Source organism: Alkalicoccobacillus porphyridii (assembly GCF_007293315.1).
GTDB classification, from domain to species: Bacteria; Bacillota; Bacilli; order Bacillales; family Bacillaceae_D; genus Alkalicoccobacillus; species Alkalicoccobacillus porphyridii.
The window spans coordinates 106,899-124,192 of record NZ_VLXZ01000005.1; the positions used below are offsets into that span (position 1 = coordinate 106,899).

A 17,294-nucleotide genomic window follows, 5' to 3' on the forward strand; every position below is an offset into this window, starting at 1 on the left:
TCTACCTAAGGAAATGAGGGCCGTTTTTGTTTGAGAGAAGACTTACTAATATTTATAGCTTCTTTTTCAGTGGCTACCTTTTATCCCGCAGATTTCGGAGCTTCATTTTCGTCCGCTTGTTTAGATAGGTATTGGAATCAGTATTTACACAGAAATAAGAACTTTACCAAAAAAAGCTTGTCGAGAGCTTTTTTACAAGGCTCTCGACAAGCTAAAACAGTTAGTTATTATATGAACTTTCTAACAACCACCTAATATTTTTTCAACAAATATTTAAGTGGCAAAATGGAGATGACAATAATAAGTAATGCCAGCGGAGCAGCGAGATAATACACATCTTCTCTCGTTTCTACCCATATTCGAGTGGCGATGGTCTCGAATCCGGGTGGTCTTAATAATAAAGTGGCTGGCAATTCTTTGATAGAACTTACAAAAACAAGAGCTCCTCCTGCCAAAAGACTAGGAAAGATCGAAGGCAAAATGACTCGTAACACAACTTTCCATGGTCTTAACCCAAGACTTCTAGCCGCTTCATCAAGCTTAGGAGATACTAAGCTAAGTGAAGCCTCACCAGATTGAAGAACCTGAGGCAGAAATCGTATAACAAAAGCTAACGCAACTAATAAAACCGTATTATAAAGTGACGGGATGTATTGATTAAAGAAAAAGATGATCCCTAACGCAACAATGACACCTGGAAGTGCGTATCCCGAATAAGCTAACCGGTCAATGGCGGTACTCATCATAGAAGGATGTCTTGATTTTAGATACATGATTGGCAAGGCAATGATCATTGAAATCAATGCAGCCATTCCTGCCACTTGAAATGTGTTCACTGTATATTCTATAAACGAATGATCTACAGCTCCTGTAGAGAACCCAATATAGGACCAATAAATAAGGACGATAATTGGAAGAACTACTGAAAGTGTAAACAAGAACACAACAAACGCCGTAGCAATACCTTTCCACTTGCCAAGTGTTAAATCCTCTGCCATAACTAGACCTTTTGAACTTTGGTGATACTTTCTTGATTTAGTAAAGCGTGAATGAAACCAAAGTAAAAGCAGCGTAATGGCAAATAGCACTGTACTTAACACGGTCGCCGAAACATTATCATAGCTACTTATATTATAATAAATGGCTGATGTAAATGTTAGATATCGAAGCATCGCAATTGCACCAAAATCTGTGATGACATAAAGCGAAACCAGCAAAGCCCCTGCTCCAATTGCAGGTCGTAAAAATGGAAGATATACCTTAAAGAAAATCGCAAATGAAGATATACCTTGAGAGCGTGCCACTTCTTCATAACTACGACTTATCTTCCTTAATGATGAGCTAACAATAAGAAATACATATGGAAACGTAAATAGCGAAAGAATGAGCCAAACTCCCCAAAAGGAATAGATATCAAAAGGATAATCCATGATAGCGGCGAGCCATTCATTATCCCGCCAGAGCCTCCACAAAAATCCGCGTGGTCCAAATACAATAATGTAGGCAAGTGCCCCTATGTAAGGAGGGATGACTAAAGGAATCGCTAATAACCAGCGCCAGTAGCCCTTTAACGGTAAATCCGTTCGCTCAATTAACCAAGCCGCAAGCACACCAATAATCACTGTAGTAATAGTCACCATAAACGTTAGACTAAGTGTACGCAAAAGAAGATCGGGAATACGCTCATCTAACAAACGTAACCAACGATCTCCACCCGCTGATAAAGAACGTATGATGACATAAAAAACAGGAATGGATAATAACAATGCAGATATAAAGGATATTGAAAAAAGTGTAAGGCCAGGAGAATTCCCTCTCCATAATTGCAGCCACCATTTTTTAACTAGCATTTTTCGCGACACCACCGGGTATACAATAAATTCATCCTAAAAAAAGCAAGCAAAGGCCATTTGACCTTTGCTTTTTGATTGATTTATGAACCAATTTCAAGATCTAATCCAGACTCTTCAATAAGTTGTCTGGTGTCCTCCCAAACCTCACCAAGCTGGCTCAGTGGCATGTCTTGAACCTTATATGAATCAAGCGGAGCTGCATGTTCATAGGCCTCAATATCTGTATTGATTGGGACTTCCATTGAATCAAATGAAAAGACTTTTTGATTTTCTGGTTCCAGGATCCAGTCTAAAAATACTTGAGCACTTTCTTCATTTGGAGCATCATTTATAAATCCAACACCAGCCGCATTAATAACAGCCCCCATTTGATCTTCTCCTTGGTCAGGATACACAACGCCAACATTGTTATCCATAGGCTCTTCTAGCTGCTGATGATAATAATAATTGTTAACTAAGCCAAATGCGATTTCCCCTGCTCCAACAGAGCGACGAATATCTCCATTTCCTTGTGCAATGATGCCAGCATTGTCTTTCACTGATGAAAGCCATTCAAGCGTTTTGTCGTCTCCCCACTCGTTTCTCAGAGCAGATACATGACTGATGAAGCCACCATTTCCACCTCTGGTTATCGCAAACTCTCCCTCATATTGAGGATCTGCAAGCTCTTCAATGCTTGTTGGCACCTCGTCTTCACTAACCAGATCTTTATTATACATGAGTACACGAGTTCTTGCGGATAAACCAATCCAAGAATTATCATCGGCACGATAATTTTCATCAATTGTCTCTATCCCCTCAGGAGTATAACCTTGCAAAAGACCCTCAGCGCGTAAATGCTCAAGTCCACCTATATCATTAGAGATAAAGATATCTGCTTGTGTGTTATTTGCTTCTTCTTTCAATAAATTAACAGCATTTTCATCCAAGTGACTTACTAAAACCTCAATCCCCGTGTCACTTTCAAATTTATCTAGTAGGTTCTGAACGAATTTTTCATTTCTGCTCGAGTAGACGACTAGCTCTTGATCTTCAGTTGCAGTAACCTCTGTTGAACCATCGTCCTCCGTTTCATTTGTTTCTGCATCACTTCCGCAAGCAACTAATACAGACATTAAAACGCCAGACATAATCATCACAGAATAGGGTTTTCTTAAAATCGATTTCAAATTAAGCATTCCTTTCAATTAAGAGAGTGTATTATTGGATAACGGATACTAAGTCTGTTTCTATATCAAATGACAAAGGCTGTCCCACAACTAAATCAACCGTTGCAGCTACACGTATAAGCATAAATTCCTTTACATCTTGCTCAAGTTCGCTTGATTTAAGTGACACTGTGACCTCTTGATATTCACCTGCGAAGTTTACATGTTTAATCTCACCGTGATATTGACCAGCTTCATTGATGGTGCAAGCCTCCGGACGAATAGATAATTGTATCGGCCAGTTAGATGTACTTTGTTTCTCTGGAAGACATATCACACCCAGCTTCGTGTCAGCATGTTTTAAATCTGTTTTAAGAGTTGCGCTAATAATGTTTGTCTTCCCAACGAATTGAGCGACAAATTGATTAATAGGCTGTTTATATAACTCTCTTGGTTTAGCAATTTGTTGAATCACACCGTGATCCATTACAACCACTCTGTCCGAAATGGCAAATGCATCTTTTTGATCGTGTGTGACAAAGATAGCTGTCGTGCCGTGTCTTTTTAAAAGCGTTGCAATCTCTTGCCTCATTTGGTCACGCAGACTCGCATCTAAATTACTAAATGGTTCATCCAACAAAATTAAATGAGGATTTGGCGCTAGTGCCCTAGCTAAAGCTACTCGCTGCTGTTGACCCCCTGATAACTCATGAGGAAACATTTTTGCATATTCGGCAAGTCCAATTAAATCAAGCATCTCTTTAGCTCGTTCTTTTCGTTGTAAGCGACTCATTTTTGTTAAGCCAAATACAACATTCCGCTCAATTGTTAAGTGGGGGAATAACGCATAATCCTGAAAAACCATTCCAATTCCACGACTTTCAATAGGAGTTGAATGATCACTATCAAAGATAACGTTATCATTTAGACGAATTGAACCAGACGAGGGACGTTCAAACCCTGCTATCATTCGTAAGGTCGTTGTTTTACCGCATCCACTTGGCCCTAGTAAACTCACAATCTCACCTTTATTTATATCTAGCGAAACATTAGCAACAGATGGATTATCTTTTAATGCATAGGATTTTGATAGGTTATGTATGTGCAAAAATGCCATCTTTTTACCACCAACTTTTTAATTGATAATGATTATTAACTTCACTTAAGGTATCATTTCTACTAAATGAAGTCAACCAATGATTCAGAATTCATTCAGTTTTCAATAAAAATTAATCTAATATTCTTTTTCTTATTAAATTCTGATAACATAAAAACATCATTTATTCATTATAGAGTTTACATAATTTATTTATATGACCTTTGGGAAACGGGGTACTATTTAATGGAATTAAGAAAACACGAATACGTATCTTCTGATCATGATACATATTTACAAGGTATAAAGGATTGTATCCCTACTCTATTTGGCTACATGAGTGTTGGCTTTGCATTCGGCATTGTAGGAACAGCTTCTCAGTTAAGTATTATTGAAATTGCTTGCCTATCCATTTTTGTATATGCAGGCTCTGCTCAATTTATCATTTGCGCCCTTCTTGCAGCGCAAGCCCCTGTTTCTGCGATTATCTTAACAACATTTATTGTGAATCTTAGGCACCTTCTACTCTGCCTGACCCTTGCCCCCTTCTTCACACGTTATTCTTGGGCAAAAAACATTGGAATTGGCGCACTGGTGACAGATGAAACGTTTGGGGTAGCAACAACAAAAGCCGTTACACAGCACACCCTTCATGCCAGGTGGATGAACGGATTAAATGTAACAGCGTATCTATGTTGGATTCTTGTGACCATACTTGGCGCGAGTATAGGAAGGTGGATTTCTAATCCGGAGGCACTCGGCCTAGACTATGCCCTTGCCGCAATGTTTATCTCACTACTCATTCTACAACTTCATTTTGTCGTACCTGAAAAGCTAAAGCATTATTTGAAATTGGTTGTGTATGTCATTCTATTAATGGTTGGCTTAAATTACGTCATGCCATCCCACGTAGCCGTACTTGTCTCAACTCTTATCGCAGCAACCATTGGGGTGGTGACGGATAAATGATGACCGACTATTTTTATGTAGTGATTATAGGCTGTGCCCTTGTTACCCTACTACCAAGAATATTGCCATTTATCGTAGTGAGAAAGGTAAATCTACCAGAACCCTTTTTAAAATGGCTATCCTTTATTCCCGTCTGTATTCTCACTGCGTTAATTGTTGACGAACTGCTTATCACCGAAGAAGTTGGGACCATACAGTTAAATATGAATGCTATTATCGCTGCAGTTCCTACGTTAATTGTGGCGTTACGCACAAAAAGCCTCTCATTAACCGTATTAACAGGAGTTGTGGCTATGGCCTTGGTTCGATTGTTTATATGATGGAGATATATGTTATTAGAGGATTGTGTTTTTATTGAAGTATGGGATTAACTCTTGTTAGTGCGCAGGTGTTTCTTGATCTGGAGGGTTCACTCTTGGTAATGCGCCCTCCCTCATAGTAAGCTGCTTTCGTTTCATTCTGTTATCCGATATCTGGTGTTCTTTCCCGATATCCGCTTCTCTTTCCCGATATCAGTCTCTCTTTCCCGATATCCGCTTCTCTTTCCCGATATCAGCTTCTCTTTCCCGATATCAGCTTCTCTTTCCCGATATCAGTTTCTCTTTCCCGATATACGCTTCTCTTTCCTGATATCAGCCTCTCTTTCCCGATATACGCTTCTCTTTCCCGATATCAGCTTCTCTTTCCCGATATCAGCTTCTCTTTCCTGATATCAGCTTCTCTTTCCCGATATCAGCTTCTCTTTCCCGATATCAGCTTCTCTTTCCCGATATCAGCTTCTCTTTCCCGATATTCGTCTCTCTTTCCCGATATACGCTTCTCTTTCCCCTCACTCCCTAACTCGGTCTTCGCTCCCAAGGTGTCACTGTGCCGACAATGCTTTTTTTGTCATCATCTTTAATGGCATTGATCACCCCATCCGAAATCTCTTTATGTGTGAGCCACCTTGATGAGTCGCCTTCAAGGCAGAAGCCTAAGATTACCTCGCGATAGAGACAATTGTCCGGAACAATCACCTCGTTTTTCATATGACTCAAACTACTGCTACTCCCCTTCACATGAAATAAACGATAGCTTTGTCTTTGATTCATTTCTAATTCCTTTATAATTGTTGCTAATGCATTTGGAGCTGTGCCATGAATCCATGCTAGAACGCAGTCGAATTGGCCATATTTTTCAAAGGATTGCTGAATTAATTTCTTCAAATGTTCCGTGTTTCTATAATCCAATTCAAGAAATTCAAAGTTATTATTTTCAACCTGGTCTAATAACCAAGGATTTTTACCAGCATCCCTACCAAAGACCGTTATATTATCATACTCCTTTTCAAGCCATTTCGTTGCTTGAAGCAGCATGCCCGTGCCACCAAATATGAGAACATTCTTCATTAAATCACTCCTTCGCTATCAACTATTGACAACCCTTCCATTAATTCATATGGTATAGATAGATTCAAAAAAATACTGAGGTAATCTTTCTGTTTTACAGATACTCCATTCCAATTGGACTTTGTTTAATGCTGATGTCATTTTTCTTCATCATGACATGGTACGTTGGAACAGATTTAAGAGAAAGAAGTCGCCCCTTAAATGTTTTTAATGCACCGAGTGACATTTCTCACATCGACTATCTGATGCATGCGTATCACACTCAATTTTTCCCCTATCCTTTTTATTTTTAAGCACAACCATTTTATGTTTCCTTTTGATTTTTTGGCTATTTATTAGGCTCACTTTGCTGAAGAGAAGCTCACATGGAATGTAAATATTCAAGAACCCTGCTTCAAAACCATTTACAATCGTTTTAAGCACTCATCCGTCACAGCAATCCATCTTCTAATATTTCTCTCACTTTGAACACTTTGATCTACTTTCATCCAATTCTTTATTTCTCTTAATGAGATCATTAAAGCATCTTTATATATGTCCAATGGCTCCCAATATTCTGAGAGCGCACTCAATTTATGAATTTGGATCTCTGGTTTACGTGAAAATAACATAAAAAGAACAGGATCAAAGGACGCCGATCTCACTCCTGCCCATTCCCAATCAATAAAGTGGTATGTATGATTGCTATTTATGATGTTCATAGGCAACAAGTCTCCATGACTAAACACCATGTTTGGGCTACCATGAAAATCACCCATTAAATTCTTAATGCCTTTTGCTGTTTGCTTCGGCAGGCAAGATTTTATATAGTGATAGTAATTTTTCAGTGTGTCATCTCGATTAGTGAGTTCAGTCCATGCTTCGGGTATGGAGATTCGTTGTAGCTGAATAATGTGTTGGAGAATCTGTGTATGCACTCCTGTTACTTCTATATTAAAAGCATCACGTTGGCATGCAAGTACTTGTCCTATCAGCTTCTCGAAAACAAGAATGACGACACGTGTATCAGAGTAACTCCACAGCATTTTTGGACAATTAATTGGTTGGTTCGTTAAATAATTATTTGTTTCAATTTCATTTAATAACGAATGAATAAATGGATTGTTTTCTTTTAGAGCTATCTTAATAAAATATAATTGATTTGTGTATGTAATCCTTTGTTTCTTCTTGATCGCATGACCAAGCTCTGCAAATTCTGTTTCATTTACAAAGGAAAGTAGTTTAGTTGACAGTATTGTCCCATTTTCTCTCTCCATAATCGTTCTCACCTCAGAACAACAGCTTTTCCCAGAGCTCTTCTTTTAATGCTTTATTGGACTTAGTGGAGGTCCATGTTTCTTTTAGTGAAAAACCATGCATTCTGTAGAGATGTCTTGCTGCTGTTAATTCCTCATTCGTGTATAAAATAATCCTTTTTTTCGCATGGTCCTGACAAAATTTAATACATGTCTCTATCAACTGATGTCCGTATCCTTGTCCTCTTAAGCTAGGATCAACTAAAAACAAGCCTAATTGCGCAGTTTCATCATCCACACTTCCCAAGCCTATTGAGCCTTTTGGTTCTCCTACAATATCAACAATCCAAATATTCTCATCAGCTCTAGATCTATTTATAAGTCCATGAACATTCCCTTCAATAAACTTCTTAAATGACAAATCATAGCCATACTCTTGCGAATACAGTTCATAATGAGACTGGATCACAAACTCTGCATCCTTTTGATTATAGGTTCTTATCATTTTTTTCCCCTCACGTATATTGATCTACTATGTCTAATAATCGTTGATGGTCCTCACCCGTAACATTCTCTGATAGCCTTGCACCTGCAATAATTGGTGCCCATTGAAGAATTTCTTCTTTTTTCACTCCGCTTTTTGAACAATATAAATCTAAGTACATGTCTGCAAATTCCATTGAATGGGGCATATATAATAAGTAGGTACGATAGACATCGGCTCTTATATCGCCCATACTTGCATCTACCCAATCAATAATGGCTACACCTTCATTATTTTGAATTAAATTGTAAAGATGAAAATCTCCATGACAAAGCCTAGACTCATATTTCATCTGTTTTAATCTTTCAAGTAGAAATACCTTTTGCTTATCTTGAAGAATTGAAGCGCGTTCAATTTGTCTTATTAGTTTCTCAGACATCTTCTCTATTGAATTAATAGTTACTTTATGTATAGCAAGTTGGACATCAATAGAGAGCTCTAGATATCGTTTGGCATCATGTGAATTGTTTATATATAAATCGCCTAAAGTTGTTCCATCAATATGCTCCATAATTATTGCTTGTTTACCATTTATCACCTTTATATCGATTATTTCAGGAACTGGCAAGCCCTCTAAATAAGCGCTCCTTTGTTTATTCGCTTCATAAAAAGTATAGCTTTCAGATAGCCCCTCATGAAATAACTTAATGACGTGTTGACCTGAACTATAGATATCAGCGGTGTTTCCCTTAGCAATAAACGTGCCTAGTTCCATTTATAACAACTCCCTCTGGACTCTATTTAGTTCCCCTCAACATATATGATTGGTCACGAACTACTACTGTTTCAGGAACAAAACATACAAAGATCCACTGCTCATCTCCTAATGCCGCCGAAAAACGAGGATCCCATTGTTCTTCTTCTCCCATATAACGCGTAAACAAACGCTTTGCTCGAGACTCGTCATGTGGCACAAGCTCTGCATTCCCACGAAAACCAAGATGATGGACACGCCCGGTTTCTATATCAAAGTCGACAATACCGATTGCACATCTCGCATCTTCTTTAATTCTTTTTATAAACGAATTTTCGCTCACATGACCGAGCATCCACAGGCTTTGATTTTCCCAAATGTACCAGAGTGGAGAGTCTTTTGGACCTTTATCATCTGCAGTAGACAAATGAGCAAATAGAGGACGACTGGCGATTTTCTCAAGTAAACTTTTAGATTCTTTATTTTCATTAATTATGTGCAAGTGATCTCCTCCACCCCATTCAATTAGTCTTTTAGATTAACCTTTACACGAGTATATCTTTTAATAAAATAAACAATCGACCATATTAAAGTTGTTACTATTAGGGGTAGTAAAATAATAAAGAAAAAAGTTTCATCTGCCATGCTAAAGTTTCCTGGAGTATACCCATAACTAGCTAGCTCTTCTATATGTTCTTGATACTTCTGATTTCCAACCCTAAATAAGATAAAACACAGAAGCCCAATCAAAAATGGTGGCACAAATAAGGTTATTTTCTTCACTACAATCAAATTAACAATCATCATAATAAGCCATCCGATGAAAAGATAAATTAAAAATATAACTAGATATAAGCTCGTAGCCATGACTATGTCTAACATCTTAAGATCCTTCATACAAATACGTGATAATATTGTTGGCTGCCTGTTCAGGGGAAAGATTCGTCACATTTAAGCGATAATAGCTGCTCTCTTTTATCTCTCCAGGTTTGGAGTTCAATCGATGTTTCTGATTACTTGTAAGAAGCTCTTTCTCACTAGCTGCAATATCCCTTTTTGATGGCTTTTTGGCTAACCGATTTTCTGTTTTATTTCGAAATAACCGTGTTTCTAAATCTGCTTCAAGCTCAACAAAATGTACTTCTGACCCTGTATCTGTGAAAATCCGTTTGATTCGTTGGACTTCTTTAAAATCCTCCTCTACATCTAGAGCCCAAACGAACGTAAATATTAACCCTTTATTTTCAGGTTGCTCCACCATAGCTCTAAAAATATCTTTTCGAAGCTTAGTAGATAGCTCAAATGTCCTTTCTGTCCAGCCTATAAAAGGGCTAATGACATCTAACGTCATATGGTTAAACATAAGGGGAATTGATAATTTCTCTGATAAGATCTCACCTATTGTCATTTTCCCTACAGCCTGTGGACCGAATAAAAAAATAACCTTCACCTTTTACACCTCACACTATTTGGTTGTTTTATCCATTATTACATAAGCAACTTGAAAAAGCACCAAAGTATCTATCACTTTGGTGCCGACTGTTATCAAGTTATTTTGCTCTTAAGACTGTACAACCTTCTGCGCTGTTTTAGCTACTTTCCATTCCTTTCTCCATGATGCTTGTGCTAATGCTAGCAAACCTACTGATAAGAGGGTAATGCATGCAAAAACAATAAACCCACTGGCGTATGTCCCTGTCCAGTCACGAAGGGTGCCAAGAATATTGGGTAGGAAAAAACCACCTATGCCACCAGCTGCTCCGACAATGCCTGTAACCATACCAATTTCTTTTTGGAACCTCTGAGGAACTAGTTGGAAGACAGCGCCATTACCCATTCCGAGGCAACCCATACCGATAAACAATGCTGCTGTGACAAGTAGTAGAGGAGGCATCATACTGACTGTTAGCATACACACAGTCATTCCAGTGAATAAGAAATAGAGTAGCTTAGCTCCACCAATTTTGTCTGAAATATATCCTCCCACCGGTCGCAAAAAGCTTCCAGCGGCTACAACAATCGTGACAAATTCTCCTGCGCGTACAGCGGATAATGAGTATTGTGAAACAAAGAAATAGCTTAGAAAACTGGACAGACCAACAAACCCACCAAAAGTAACACTGTAGAGCAAACAGAAGTACCATGTATCTCGCTCTTTAAATACAGAGAAGTAATCTTTGATTGGTTTTGGTTTCGGCTGATTGGGTGGCTCTTTCGCCATCATCATGTATGAAATCAGGACGAGAGATAACGGAATGAGTGCAAGACCCATAACTCCATTCCAACCATAAATTTCGGCTAGTCTTGGGCCAAACAATGTAGCAAAAAGAGTCCCACTGTTTCCCGCACCAGCTATACCCATCGCTAGACCCTGTAGCTCAGGTGGATACCAGCGACTGGCCATTGGAAGTGAAGCTGAGAAGCTTGCTCCGGCTACACCTAGTAGGATTCCAATAAGGTAAAGCTCCGCGACAGTGGTACCAAACAGCCAACCCCAGGCAAGAGGAACCATCGTAACAATCATTCCACCAATACTGGTTTTTTTAGGTCCAAAGCGATCCGTAAGCACACCCATCATAATTCGAAAGATAGATCCAGCTAAAATAGGAATAGCAACGATTAAACCAACCTGTGATGCCGTTAAATCGAAGTCAATTGTTATGTAAACACCCAGGGCACCTAGCAATACCCAAATCATAAAGCTTACATCAAAATATAAAAAAGCCGAGAACAATGATGGAGCATGACCACTTTTGCGAAGATCTGATAGTTTCATCTTTCTCACTCCTTTAGATTAATTAGCGCATGGTATGTAGAGCTTCTATCTGAACCGCACTTACCTTAAAACCTGGCATTCTACAGGTTGGGTCAAGTTTATCCTCCACAAGCCTGTTCACATTTTGTAATTCGTTCCAATGAAACGGCACAAATACGGTATCCATACGGATGGCCTTTGACCATTTACTACGAACGATAATAGATCCTCTCCTCGATTTAATTTTGACTAGGGTCTCATCTTGAACGCCAAATTTCACAGCTGTATCAGGATGGATTTCCATAAAGGACTCAAAGTTTCTTGCTGCTAATGAAGAGCTCTTTCTTGTTTGTACACCAGTTAGATAATGCGACATCACTCGACCGGTAGTTAGATAAAGCGGATACCTAGCACAGGGCTGTTCTTTTGCAATGGCTGGGTCGTTTGGTACGTCAGTCATCACAGCACGTCCATCAGGATGAGCAAAAGACTGCTCAAACAAGCGTTTCGTACCAGGGTGATCTAATGTTGGGCAAGGCCAGAGAATACCCTCCTTACCTCGAAGCCGATCATAAGTGATTCCATAATAATCAGCAGTACCACCTTTACTCGCCTCTCTTAACTCGTTAAAAATCTCCTCTGCAGAATGAAATGAGAAGTATTGCTCCTTTCCTAGTGCCCTTGCAACATCACAAATAATTTGCCAGTCGTGTCTAGCTTCACCAAGTGCTGGTCTACTTGCTTCACGTAATGTTACTCTACCTTCTAGGTTGGTCATGGTTCCCTCGTCCTCCAAATAAGAGGTCGTTGGTAGAATGACATCAGCAAGCTTTGCCGTTTCCGAAACAAATAAATCTACAGCAACAAGGAACTTTAGCTTGCTTAAGGCCTTTTTAACAAATCGTGCATTTGGATTTGAAACAATCGGATTAGAGCAGAGGAGAAACAAACCCTTGATCTCACCTTGATCCATCTTCTGAATCATCTCAAAAGCCGAAACCCCTTTTCTAGGCAGCTCTTCTGGATCAACACCCCAAACCTTCGCTACATGTGCTCGGTGTTCTTCATTTTCAATGGAGCGATAGCCAGGTAATTGATCGGCCTTTTGTCCATGCTCCCTTGCTCCTTGACCATTACTTTGACCGGTAATCGCTCCATATCCACAGCTAGGCTTACCTATTTTCCCTGTAGCTATCAGAATATTGAGGAAATTACGGACAGCGATTGATCCGTCTGTCTGCTGTTCAACACCTCTTGCCGTTAAAATCATTCCGGTTGCTTTCTCACCAAAAGCTACTGCAGCTCTCCGAATCTCATTTTGAGGTACACCTGTTTTGTTCTCAATCTCCTCAAGGGACAAACGATTAAGATGCTGCTTCACCTTTTCAAAACCTGTCGCTCTATTTTGGATAAACTCATGATCAATTAAATTCTCTTCCACGATAACCTTTAAAATGCCATTAGCTAGCGCTGCATCCGTTCCAGGCTTTAGCTTCAAATGAAGGTCAGCAATATTGGTTGTTGCTGTCTCGCGTGGATCAATGGCAATAATAAAAGCGCCATTTTCCTTAGCCTGCTCAAAATAAGGCATAATTGTTGGTTGGCATTCTGCAATATTAGTGCCTGCTAGAATGATGCACTCAGAATATGATACCTCCTCAAGCGCATTTGTCAGTCCCCGATCCATGCCAAATGTCAACGCACCAGCTGATGCCGCAGCAGACATACAAAGTCTTCCGTTATAATCAATATATTTCGTTTGTAAGGCAACTCTCGCAAACTTACCCATGAGGTATGCTTCTTCATTAGTAATGGAAGCACTGCCATAGACTGACATGGCATCATACCCATCTTCATGTTGAATTTGTTTAATGTTAAGAGCTATATGGGAAAGAGCCTCCTCCCAGCTCACCTGTACAAATTCCCCGTCTTGCTTTATAAGCGGATGCATAAGTCGATCCTTATGAAAGGCATGCTGATGGGCATGTAACCCTTTGATACACAGTCTTCCTTTAGAGGTTGGATTATCAAGACCAACCGTTCGATACGTTTTTCTAGTAACACTTGTTTGCTCCACTAATTGCATTCTGCATTGTACACTGCAGAATGGACACTGCGTATTACTCACTTTCTCCTTCTGTGTATGCTTCTGTTTTTCTCGAAAGTAGCTTAACAGCATATCGGCCACTTGAACCACTCCCACTCTCTTGAATTAAACTAATTCTTTTTGATTTAAAACGATAGCCTGTTCATATCGTTTCTTTGTTTCCTCAAGTTCATGTTGCAATTCAGATCGACAACCTGCATCAAAAACAACCTCTCTCACATGGACCATTCCTACACGATTTAACCAATTAAGAATGGACTCACGATAGATGGCTGTTTGACGATAATATTGCAAAAGGATTGGTATAGTCTCCATTAACTCTTTTTGGTTAAGCATCACATAAAACAGCTGTTTATCTTCCTTTCCGCCTATAAATACCTCCCAGCCAACAACTGTTTTCATCAACTGTAAATCCACTTCCATCTTTCCGTGTGAACAGGCTTGAATTCCGAGGACTGTCTCCGTAGGCATTTGTAACAGTTGAAATAGACCTTTTATGCTAGAAGCTATTTGCCAAGCCTCATCCTGGTTACACACACATCGACTTAAATCAGCGATCGAGCGAATCCACAAACGACTACCGGAAAAAGTAGTTGGTGGAAGATGTAGTTGCTTCCATACATCCTGTAGCTCCTGTTCTTTTATTCCTGAAATCTGAAGTAAGCTTTGACTTGAAGGCTGAATGGTTAAACCTTTGTGCTGCTTCAGTTGAGATAAATCGCTGAATCGCTCCCCCGACATAGTATCAAGTTCAACTAGAACTGAATACAATCCATCCGATTGCTCTATTGCATTTTTCTGAATATGATGTTTGAAATGGAACTCAGATTGCATCATCCCTAAATAATAAGACAATGTTTCGCAACAGGAATCACACCCTTCACCAGTGTTCCAGGGTAAAAAACTAAATACCTCTTCAAGTGAGCTAAGTTCATTTTCATAGAGGCTCTCTACCACCTCTGCTTCTGTAAGGCTAGTACAGCCGCAAAGTGCAGGGATAATTTCCAGTTCGTCCTCAAACTCATCACTCTGAATATAGGTAAGAAGATCAGCAACTAGTGGTTTGCAGCCACCACATGAGCTAGATGCTTTTGTACAGGTTTTTACTTCTTCAACTGTTTCCAAGCCTTCTTTCTGAACAGCTCTGATAATCTCTGCTTTAGATACTGCATTACATTGGCAGATTAAGTTTGTTCCAGGTATCTCAGCTAGTTGACCAGTCTTACTTCCTTGCGAGATAAGCAACTGTTGCATCTCTTCCTCTGTAAGATGAGTTTCCTTTACCACTAGATCCGTAAGCTTTGTGCCGTCAAGTGTATTCCCATATAAAATCGCCCCTGATAAACGATCTCCATTAAAGATTAGCTTTCTATACTGTCCATTCACCTCATTCATGAAGAAAATCGCCCTACTCTTCTCACTAGTTGTAATTTCACCAACTGAAAATAAGTCCACACCTGATATCTTCAATTGAGTAGCAAGTACACTACCTCTAAACATCAAACCATCTATTCCACAAAGCTCCTGTGCCAGGACTTTGCATTGCTCATACAGTGGTTTAACCATCCCGTAAACAATGCCTCGATGCTCCACACATTCTCCAACAGCATAGACGTCTTCTACAGACGTTTGGAGTCGATCATCAACGATAATTCCACGATTTGTTTTGATTCCACTCTTAGCAGCCAATTCACTGTTTGGCCGAACTCCTGCTGACATAACAACCAGTTCTGCTTCTATAGATGTTCCGTCTGAGAAATGTACCTGTTTTACCCGTTGGTCACCCGAAAGCTCTGTTGTTTCTTTACCTAAATGAAACTTCATTCCCTGTGCTCGCAATTCATTTTGAAGGAGTTTGGCAGCTGGCTCATCTAACTGTCGCTCCATGATATAGGGAGAACGATGAACCACATTAACTTGCATACCGAGATGAATTAATCCTTTTGCTGCTTCAAGTCCCAGCAAGCCGCCACCAATAACTACTGCCCTCTTATAAGAAGCTGCTGTTTTCATTAGATCCTTACACTCTTCCATCGTTCGAAATGCGGTTACTCCTTCCTTCTCAATTCCAGGCACAGGAAGGATAAAGGGGCTAGACCCCGTAGCAATTATCAGCTTGTCATATGGAATACTCTCACCATTAGTTGTGCTAATTAACTTTTCATTTGTATCAATGAATTCAACCTTTACACCTAAACGCAATGTAATATGACGATCAGAAAACCACTCGTCCGCCTGAGTGTGGATACTATCTAATGATTCTTCTCCTTGCAAAACTGAAGAAAGCAATATTCGATTGTAGCTACGCACACTCTCTTCCCCAATTATTGTTAGGTCGAATGAATCTGGACAAAGCGCAAGTACCTCTTCTACAGAGCGCATGCCAGCCATTCCATTTCCGATCCATACTAATCGTTCTCTCTTTTTTTTAGATGGCATGAGTAAACTCCTTAAATATTCAGAATCTAATCAATATTCATCCATCATATCGACACATTTATAAATCTTGGGGGTTTATGTTAAATTACGTGACACAGTTTTTATTTAAAATTACGATAATCGCAATCCTTTAGTCCTTTACTAGTGTTCATTAATAGCCTGTTCTAAACGATAGAGTCCATGCTTTTGCTTAAATTAATCGATGTATAGAGATATGGGACGAAAGATGTTTTATTTCTTCGGCTACCGCTACAGGAGAAACCTACGCTACTGTTCTGATCACACCAATGACGAACGTTGCTATTTAAGGAAATGAGGGCTTGTTGATAAGAGGATTCTCTATCATATAAAGCTTCTTTTTCAGTGGCCTCCTATACATCCCGTAGGTGTCGGCCCTCCATTTTCGTCCGCTTGTTTAGATAGGTATTGGAAATATTATTTACACAATCATATGAACTTTGTCTTCTAGACTCTTTAATACCGGATTAAATAATTGTTTTATTCATTTGTAAATCGGAAATAAGATTAAAAATGATGAAATGAGGAGAGAACATTATGCCGTGGACACTAAATGATTATCCGAGTTCATTAAAAAATCTCAATCGGGCCACTCGTAAAAAAGCCATTGAAATTGCAAATAGTATGCTCGATGATGGATACAAAGAAGGTGACGCCCTTCCCATTGCTACAAAACAGGCAAAAGAATGGCATGCTAATGCGAATGATCATGAGATTAGTTCGTTTTTGAAAAGCGGACAAGTAAAACCTGATTCTAATCGCACTAGCTCTTCCCGCCCTGAACTAAATGAAAAACCTCAATTCGTAACACCTCATTCAGATGGAGGTTGGGCTGTTCAAGCTGAAGGAGCTGATCAACCGTCCGATGTGTTTGAGACAAAAGCAGAAGCTGTTAAACGCGGAAAAGAAATTGCTAATAACAAAGGAACCCAGCTTATTATTCATAAAGAAGACGGTAGTGTAGATGAGAAAGTTCAATATGATTCCTAGATACAATAAAAACGAAGTGAACAGTTCCAACTGTCCACTTCGTTTGATTTATGGATGA

General features: G+C 39.3%; 16 protein-coding genes. 3 read left to right on the forward strand and 13 right to left on the reverse strand.

Features of this window, described 5'->3' with window-relative positions:
- Positions 1-251 precede the first annotated feature (251 nt).
- The 3 genes from FN960_RS09660 to FN960_RS09670 all read right to left on the reverse strand — a co-directional run bounded on the left by FN960_RS09660 (position 252) and on the right by FN960_RS09670 (position 4,118).
- On the reverse strand, positions 252-1,850 hold the full coding sequence (locus FN960_RS09660; protein WP_143848508.1) for an ABC transporter permease: 1,599 nt from the start codon (positions 1,848-1,850) through the stop codon (positions 252-254).
- Between the two features lie 83 nt (positions 1,851-1,933).
- Positions 1,934-2,989: an extracellular solute-binding protein gene (locus FN960_RS09665; RefSeq protein ID WP_438799875.1), complete on the reverse strand. Its 1,056-nt coding sequence runs from the start codon at positions 2,987-2,989 to the stop codon at positions 1,934-1,936.
- A 64-nt stretch (positions 2,990-3,053) separates the two neighbouring features.
- Positions 3,054-4,118, reverse strand: coding sequence for an ABC transporter ATP-binding protein (locus FN960_RS09670; RefSeq protein ID WP_143848510.1), 1,065 nt, complete (start codon positions 4,116-4,118; stop codon positions 3,054-3,056).
- Positions 4,119-4,343: 225 nt separating this feature from the next.
- Between FN960_RS09670 and FN960_RS09675 the strand changes: the two genes are divergently transcribed.
- Complete coding sequence (locus FN960_RS09675; RefSeq protein WP_143848511.1) at positions 4,344-5,066, forward strand: AzlC family ABC transporter permease; 723 nt, start codon at positions 4,344-4,346, stop codon at positions 5,064-5,066.
- Positions 5,066-5,386, forward strand: a complete 321-nt coding sequence (locus tag FN960_RS09680; protein ID WP_143848723.1) for an AzlD domain-containing protein — start codon at positions 5,066-5,068, stop codon at positions 5,384-5,386. Before FN960_RS09675 ends, FN960_RS09680 begins: the two co-directional genes overlap by 1 nt.
- 516 nt (positions 5,387-5,902) lie before the next feature.
- Here FN960_RS09680 and FN960_RS09685 read toward each other — a convergent pair.
- The 10 genes from FN960_RS09685 to nirB all read right to left on the reverse strand — a co-directional run bounded on the left by FN960_RS09685 (position 5,903) and on the right by nirB (position 16,228).
- A complete protein-coding gene (locus FN960_RS09685) occupies positions 5,903-6,454 on the reverse strand; it encodes a short-chain dehydrogenase (RefSeq protein WP_143848512.1) in 552 nt (183 codons plus the stop codon).
- A gap of 404 nt (positions 6,455-6,858) precedes the next feature.
- Positions 6,859-7,710: a phosphotransferase gene (locus tag FN960_RS09690; protein WP_143848513.1), complete on the reverse strand. Its 852-nt coding sequence runs from the start codon at positions 7,708-7,710 to the stop codon at positions 6,859-6,861.
- Positions 7,711-7,723: 13 nt separating this feature from the next.
- Complete coding sequence (locus FN960_RS09695) at positions 7,724-8,194, reverse strand: GNAT family N-acetyltransferase (protein ID WP_143848514.1); 471 nt, start codon at positions 8,192-8,194, stop codon at positions 7,724-7,726.
- Between the two features lie 10 nt (positions 8,195-8,204).
- Positions 8,205-8,948 carry an aminoglycoside phosphotransferase family protein gene (locus tag FN960_RS09700; protein ID WP_143848515.1) on the reverse strand — a complete coding sequence of 248 codons (744 nt, stop codon included), beginning with the start codon at positions 8,946-8,948 and terminating at the stop codon, positions 8,205-8,207.
- Between the two features lie 22 nt (positions 8,949-8,970).
- Positions 8,971-9,429 carry a pyridoxamine 5'-phosphate oxidase family protein gene (locus FN960_RS09705; RefSeq protein WP_260681973.1) on the reverse strand — a complete coding sequence of 153 codons (459 nt, stop codon included), beginning with the start codon at positions 9,427-9,429 and terminating at the stop codon, positions 8,971-8,973.
- Between the two features lie 23 nt (positions 9,430-9,452).
- Positions 9,453-9,809: a hypothetical protein gene (locus FN960_RS09710; protein ID WP_143848516.1), complete on the reverse strand. Its 357-nt coding sequence runs from the start codon at positions 9,807-9,809 to the stop codon at positions 9,453-9,455.
- 1 nt (position 9,810) lies between these two features.
- Positions 9,811-10,377, reverse strand: coding sequence for an AAA family ATPase (locus FN960_RS09715; RefSeq protein ID WP_143848517.1), 567 nt, complete (start codon positions 10,375-10,377; stop codon positions 9,811-9,813).
- 111 nt (positions 10,378-10,488) lie between these two features.
- On the reverse strand, positions 10,489-11,703 hold the full coding sequence (locus tag FN960_RS09720) for a nitrate/nitrite transporter (RefSeq protein ID WP_143848518.1): 1,215 nt from the start codon (positions 11,701-11,703) through the stop codon (positions 10,489-10,491).
- Positions 11,704-11,725: 22 nt separating this feature from the next.
- On the reverse strand, positions 11,726-13,870 hold the full coding sequence (nasC, locus tag FN960_RS09725; RefSeq protein WP_143848519.1) for an assimilatory nitrate reductase catalytic subunit NasC: 2,145 nt from the start codon (positions 13,868-13,870) through the stop codon (positions 11,726-11,728).
- 24 nt (positions 13,871-13,894) lie between these two features.
- Complete coding sequence (gene nirB / locus FN960_RS09730) at positions 13,895-16,228, reverse strand: nitrite reductase large subunit NirB (protein ID WP_143848520.1); 2,334 nt, start codon at positions 16,226-16,228, stop codon at positions 13,895-13,897.
- A 555-nt stretch (positions 16,229-16,783) separates the two neighbouring features.
- On the opposite strand from nirB, the gene FN960_RS09735 reads away from it, so the two are divergent.
- Positions 16,784-17,236 (forward strand): DUF2188 domain-containing protein, encoded by a 453-nt coding sequence (locus FN960_RS09735; RefSeq protein ID WP_143848521.1) that lies wholly within the window; start codon positions 16,784-16,786, stop codon positions 17,234-17,236.
- The last annotated feature ends 58 nt before the right edge of the window (positions 17,237-17,294 follow it).

Bases quoted from the DNA above. Each gene is read 5' to 3' on its own strand.
- FN960_RS09670 (WP_143848510.1), bottom strand. From the start codon at position 4,118: ATGGCATTTTTGCACATACATAACCTATCAAAATCCTATGCATTAAAA.
- FN960_RS09680 (WP_143848723.1), top strand. From the start codon at position 5,066: ATGACCGACTATTTTTATGTAGTGATTATAGGCTGTGCCCTTGTTACC.
- FN960_RS09690 (WP_143848513.1), bottom strand. From the start codon at position 7,710: ATGGAGAGAGAAAATGGGACAATACTGTCAACTAAACTACTTTCCTTT.
- FN960_RS09675 (WP_143848511.1), top strand. From the start codon at position 4,344: ATGGAATTAAGAAAACACGAATACGTATCTTCTGATCATGATACATAT.
- FN960_RS09710 (WP_143848516.1), bottom strand. From the start codon at position 9,809: ATGTTAGACATAGTCATGGCTACGAGCTTATATCTAGTTATATTTTTA.
- nirB (WP_143848520.1), bottom strand. From the start codon at position 16,228: ATGCCATCTAAAAAAAAGAGAGAACGATTAGTATGGATCGGAAATGGA.
- FN960_RS09665 (WP_438799875.1), bottom strand. From the start codon at position 2,989: ATGATTATGTCTGGCGTTTTAATGTCTGTATTAGTTGCTTGCGGAAGT.
- FN960_RS09700 (WP_143848515.1), bottom strand. From the start codon at position 8,948: ATGGAACTAGGCACGTTTATTGCTAAGGGAAACACCGCTGATATCTAT.
- FN960_RS09685 (WP_143848512.1), bottom strand. From the start codon at position 6,454: ATGAAGAATGTTCTCATATTTGGTGGCACGGGCATGCTGCTTCAAGCA.
- FN960_RS09720 (WP_143848518.1), bottom strand. From the start codon at position 11,703: ATGAAACTATCAGATCTTCGCAAAAGTGGTCATGCTCCATCATTGTTC.
- FN960_RS09735 (WP_143848521.1), top strand. From the start codon at position 16,784: ATGCCGTGGACACTAAATGATTATCCGAGTTCATTAAAAAATCTCAAT.
- FN960_RS09660 (WP_143848508.1), bottom strand. From the start codon at position 1,850: ATGCTAGTTAAAAAATGGTGGCTGCAATTATGGAGAGGGAATTCTCCT.
- FN960_RS09695 (WP_143848514.1), bottom strand. From the start codon at position 8,194: ATGATAAGAACCTATAATCAAAAGGATGCAGAGTTTGTGATCCAGTCT.